Below are 4320 nucleotides of genomic sequence, written 5' to 3' on the forward strand. Positions count from 1 at the left end.
GATTTMGGGCCAGTGGAAGCAGCACAAAGGCATCGACTTCGCGGCAGCGATCGGCACCCCGATCCGCGCGGCGGGCGATGGTACGGTTGATTTCGCTGGTGTACAAGGCGGCTACGGCAATGTGGTCGTGCTGAAGCACTGGAATAACTACACCACCGCGTATGCGCACATGAGCCGCTTTGCGTCCGGCCTGAAGAAGGGTCAGAAAGTGTCGCAAGGCGATGTGATTGGTTATGTTGGCACCACCGGCTGGTCGACTGGCGCTCACTTGCACTACGAGTTCCGTGTGGCGGGTGAAGCCAAAGATCCAGGCAACCTGAACATCCAGGCCCAGGCCCCGCTGACGGCTGCTGAAATGTCCCGCTTCAAATCCGTGGCTGGCGACATGATCCATCGCTTCGCCCTGCTGCGCCCCGCCGGCTCCGTCAGCACCCTCGCCGCCAAATAACCGCCCTCCACCCTGGGGTCAGATCCGACATTCGACCCTGGGGTCAGATCCGACATTCGGACATTTTTGAGACTCTTTCTTTTGTAGCTCCCCCGACATCGTGCACAATAGGTGCACTTTGTCGCGGAGATCTGCATGAGCTTATATATCGGTCTGATGTCGGGCACCAGCCTCGACGGCGTGGATGGCGTGCTGGTGGACTTTTGGGCAGGCGCCGCGCGCACCATGTCCGCGGCCTATGTGGCCTTTCCCGCAGCACTGCGCGCTGAACTGATGGCCTTGCAGGCCGCGTCTCCCAACGAACTCGAACGCGAAGCGCTGGCAGCGAATCAGCTGGCAGCGATCTATGCCGAGTGCGTGRCCGAGTTACTGGTCAAAGGTGATATGAAAGCGGCCGACGTGCGCGCAGTGGGCGTGCATGGCCAGACCATTCGCCATCGTCCGGAGCTGGGCTTCACGCGGCAAACCAATAATCCCGCCCTGGTGGCCGAGCTGTGCGGCATTGACGTAATCGCCGATTTTCGCAGCCGGGATATCGCCGCGGGTGGACAAGGCGCCCCGCTCGTTCCCGCTTTTCACCACGCCATGTTCGGGGAAAAGGGGCAAACGCGCGTGCTGGCGAATATCGGCGGTATCGGCAATATCTCGGTGCTGCATGCGAATGGCCAGGTCACCGGTTTCGACACCGGCCCCGGCAATGTGCTGATGGATGCCTGGATCGACCGTCATCAAGGCAAGGAATATGATGCGGACGGCGCCTGGGCCGCCACTGGCAAGGAGGTACCTGGCCTGCTGTCAGTGTTGTTATCCGAGCCCTACTTCGCCCAGCCAGCGCCGAAGTCCACCGGCCGCGACCTCTTCCACGCCGACTGGCTCGACGACAAGCTGCGCCCCTTCGCCGGCGCTGCGCCCGAAGATGTCATGTTCACGCTCACCCGCCTTACCGCCGTCAGCCTGGCCAACGCCATCAAGGAATACAAGACCGACGCCGTCTACCTCTGCGGCGGGGGCGCTTACAATGCCACGCTCAAGCGCGAGCTGGAAGCCGAGCTGGGCAGCAACGTTACGGTGAATTCAACAGATGCGCTAGGCGTGCCGCCAAACCGCGTGGAAGCGCTGGCGTTCGCCTGGCTGGCATTCAGATTTGGGGAGCGTCAGCCGGGCAATCTGCCGGCTGTGACGGGAGCGCGGGGCGAGCGCGTACTGGGAGCGCTGTACCCGCGTTAAGCAGGGTCGCGAAAATGTCCGAATGTCGGATCTGACCCCAGGGTTGCCCCCAGGGTGCTGGGGCGCGCGGAGGCGCCCCGGGCGCGTTAAACGCTGAAGGAGGAGCCGCAGCCGCAGGTCGAGGTGGCTTGCGGGTTCTTGATCACGAATTGCGCGCCTTCCAGGTCGTCCTTGTAGTCGATCTCAGCGCCCACCAGGTACTGGTAGCTCATCGAGTCGATCAGCAGCTGGACGCCGTTCTTCATCATCGTGGTGTCGTCTTCGTTCACGATTTCGTCGAAGGTGAAGCCATACTGGAAGCCGGAGCAGCCGCCGCCCTGCACGAATACGCGCAGTTTCAGGTCAGGATTGCCCTCTTCTTCGATCAGTTGCGCTACTTTTTCAGCGGCCGCATCGGTGAATACGATCGGCGCTGGGATTACGTCTTGCGCTTCGGCTACTGCAGTCATGTGTTACTCCTAGCTAAATTCAGTTGAACCATTATAGACCAAGCCGTGGCTGGCCGCTTTGTACCACTGTTGTTGTTTCGGATACAACAACTTTACCTTTTTCCGACATCGTGACTTTTGCCGACAGCGCTTCCGCTCCGTCCGGCAGTTCCAGCGTTCCGTCGACCCGCTGATAACGCGCCACCTTGATGTCGTAACGTTCAGCTCCCTCTTTGGGGAACTCCAGCACGGATTTCTTGCCATCGATCTTCACCGTCACCGCCAGCTTCAGCCGGCCTTCGAACGATGGATGGGTTTTCTTCGTCCCATATGAGAGCAAAACCGTGTAATGCAACAGCTTCGGCGAGGCCATGCGCGCTTGCATGCCACGGATGATCAGGCCTTCGCCTTTCGCCACCGGCGGCAGCACCGATTCCAGCAACGCCAGGTCGGCCGTCATTTTCTCCAGCTCGCCCTCGGCCACGCCGTTGAACGCAGTGCTGGCGGACGCGGAAGCCGTTGCACCGGCAGAAGCAGAAGCAGCCTGGGCCGCCTTCAGCTTTTCTTCCAGCGCATCGCGCTCAGCCGTCATCCGCGCCAGTTCGACTTCGGTGGCCGCCAACTGCTTCGATACCGCCGGCCCGGACTCGCCCGAACTGACACCCATCAGGCGCTTGCCCAGATCGACGCCCCAGACAATCAGCACGCCACCCATCACCAGAACGGCGGAAATACCCAGCACACGCGCCAGCAACGGCGCGCGCACCTCTTCTACAGTCGTCACTTACGGCATCAGGGCGATGGTTTCCAGGCCCATGCCTTCCGACAGGCCGAACATCAGATTCATACACTGCACGGCCTGGCCGGACGCGCCTTTGACCAGATTGTCCTGCACCACCAGCACGATCACGGTGTCGCCGTGGCGATGCAGGGCCAGGCGCAGCATATTGGCGCCGCGGGTGGAGCGGGTTTCCGGATGCGAGCCGAACGGCATCACATCCACGAACGGCTGATCCTTGTAGCTGTCTTCGAACAGCTTCTGCAGCTCTTCATTCGAGATTTCCTTGGTCAGGCGGCCATACAGGGTCGAATGCATGCCACGGATCATCGGCACCAGGTGCGGCGTGAAGATCAGGTTGACTTTGTCCGAAGTGAAACGCTGCAGCTGGGCTGCGGTTTCCGGGGTGTGGCGGTGGCCGCCCACGCCGTAAGCCTTGAAGTTGTCGGACGATTCAGAGAACAGAATGCCGATCTCGGCCTTGCGGCCAGCACCGGACACGCCGGATTTACAGTCGGCGATCAGATGGCCCGCATCGATCAGGCCGGCCTTCAGCAGCGGCACAAAGCCCAGCTGCATGGTGGTCGGATAGCAGCCCGGGTTGGCGATCAGATTGGCTTGCTTGATGTCTTCGCGGTTCAGCTCCGGCAGGCCGTACACGGCTTGCTCCAGCAGCTCAGGCGCGGTGTGGTCGATCTTGTACGTCTTTTCGAAGACGGCGCGGTCCTTGATGCGGAAGTCGGCAGCCAGGTCGATCACTTTCACGCCTTTGGCCAGCAGATCAGGCGCCTGGGCCATGGCGACGCCATGCGGGGTGGCAAAGAACACCACGTCGCACTGGGTCAGGTCGACCTTGTCCGGCGCCGAGAACGCCAGGTTCACGCGACCGCGCAGGGAAGGATACATGTCAGCTACTGGCAGGCCATCTTCCTTGCGCGACGTAATTGCCGTCAGCTGCACTTGAGGGTGGACGGCCAACAATCGCAGCAGTTCCACTCCGGTGTAACCGGTGCCGCCGACGATGCCAACTTTGATCATGTTCTTTCCTTGCAAAATATGGGGTTGTTTGAGGCGCCCATTTTATCAGCGTTGAAAAATTGGTGCGCCAGATGGAAAAAAAGCCGCTGGAGTAAACCAGCGGCCTTTTGCACAGCGTCGAGCGCTGTAAGAAACGAATTAACGCTTCGAGAACTGCTTTGCGCGACGTGCTTTGCGCAGACCCACTTTTTTACGCTCAACTTCACGAGCGTCACGGGTTACGAAGCCGGCGCGGGCCAGATCGCCCTTCAGACCTGCATCGTAGTCGATCAGAGCGCGGGTGATACCGTGGCGCACTGCACCTGCCTGGCCGGACTCACCGCCGCCATGCACGTTTACCTTGATGTCGAAACGCTCGACGTTGCCGGTCAGTTCCAGCGGCTGACGGATCACCATCAGGC

General features: G+C 60.9%; 6 protein-coding genes. 2 read left to right on the forward strand and 4 right to left on the reverse strand.

Annotated elements, in window-relative coordinates; translation table 11 throughout:
• Together AB4Z11_RS24630 and AB4Z11_RS24635 are read left to right on the forward strand one after the other, a co-directional pair.
• A partial coding sequence (locus AB4Z11_RS24630) for a M23 family metallopeptidase (RefSeq protein WP_442028365.1) occupies nt 1–448 on the forward strand: 448 nt, incomplete at its 5' end.
• A gap of 135 nt (nt 449–583) precedes the next feature.
• Entirely contained in the window at nt 584–1675 is a 1092-nt protein-coding gene (locus tag AB4Z11_RS24635; protein ID WP_442028366.1) for an anhydro-N-acetylmuramic acid kinase, read from the forward strand.
• A gap of 86 nt (nt 1676–1761) precedes the next feature.
• Here AB4Z11_RS24635 and erpA read toward each other — a convergent pair whose 3' ends face one another.
• The 4 genes from erpA to rpsI form a co-directional block, all read right to left on the reverse strand.
• Complete coding sequence (gene erpA / locus AB4Z11_RS24640) at nt 1762–2124, reverse strand: iron-sulfur cluster insertion protein ErpA (RefSeq protein WP_442028368.1); 363 nt, start codon at nt 2122–2124, stop codon at nt 1762–1764.
• Nucleotides 2125–2155: 31 nt separating this feature from the next.
• The gene (locus tag AB4Z11_RS24645) at nt 2156–2887 is read right to left on the reverse strand and encodes a DUF6776 family protein (RefSeq protein ID WP_442028370.1); all 732 of its coding nucleotides are present in this window, start codon (nt 2885–2887) and stop codon (nt 2156–2158) included.
• Nucleotides 2888–3919: an N-acetyl-gamma-glutamyl-phosphate reductase gene (gene argC / locus AB4Z11_RS24650; RefSeq protein WP_442028371.1), complete on the reverse strand. Its 1032-nt coding sequence runs from the start codon at nt 3917–3919 to the stop codon at nt 2888–2890.
• A 138-nt stretch (nt 3920–4057) separates the two neighbouring features.
• Nucleotides 4058–4320 (reverse strand): 30S ribosomal protein S9 (gene rpsI, locus AB4Z11_RS24655; RefSeq protein WP_442028373.1); only part of this gene is annotated, 263 nt, incomplete at its 5' end.

The organism is Pseudoduganella sp. RAF53_2 (genome assembly GCF_052113985.1).
Taxonomy (GTDB): domain Bacteria; phylum Pseudomonadota; class Gammaproteobacteria; order Burkholderiales; family Burkholderiaceae_D; genus Rugamonas.

Bases quoted from the DNA above. Each gene is read 5' to 3' on its own strand.
- erpA (WP_442028368.1), bottom strand. From the start codon at position 2,124: ATGACTGCAGTAGCCGAAGCGCAAGACGTAATCCCAGCGCCGATCGTA.
- argC (WP_442028371.1), bottom strand. From the start codon at position 3,919: ATGATCAAAGTTGGCATCGTCGGCGGCACCGGTTACACCGGAGTGGAA.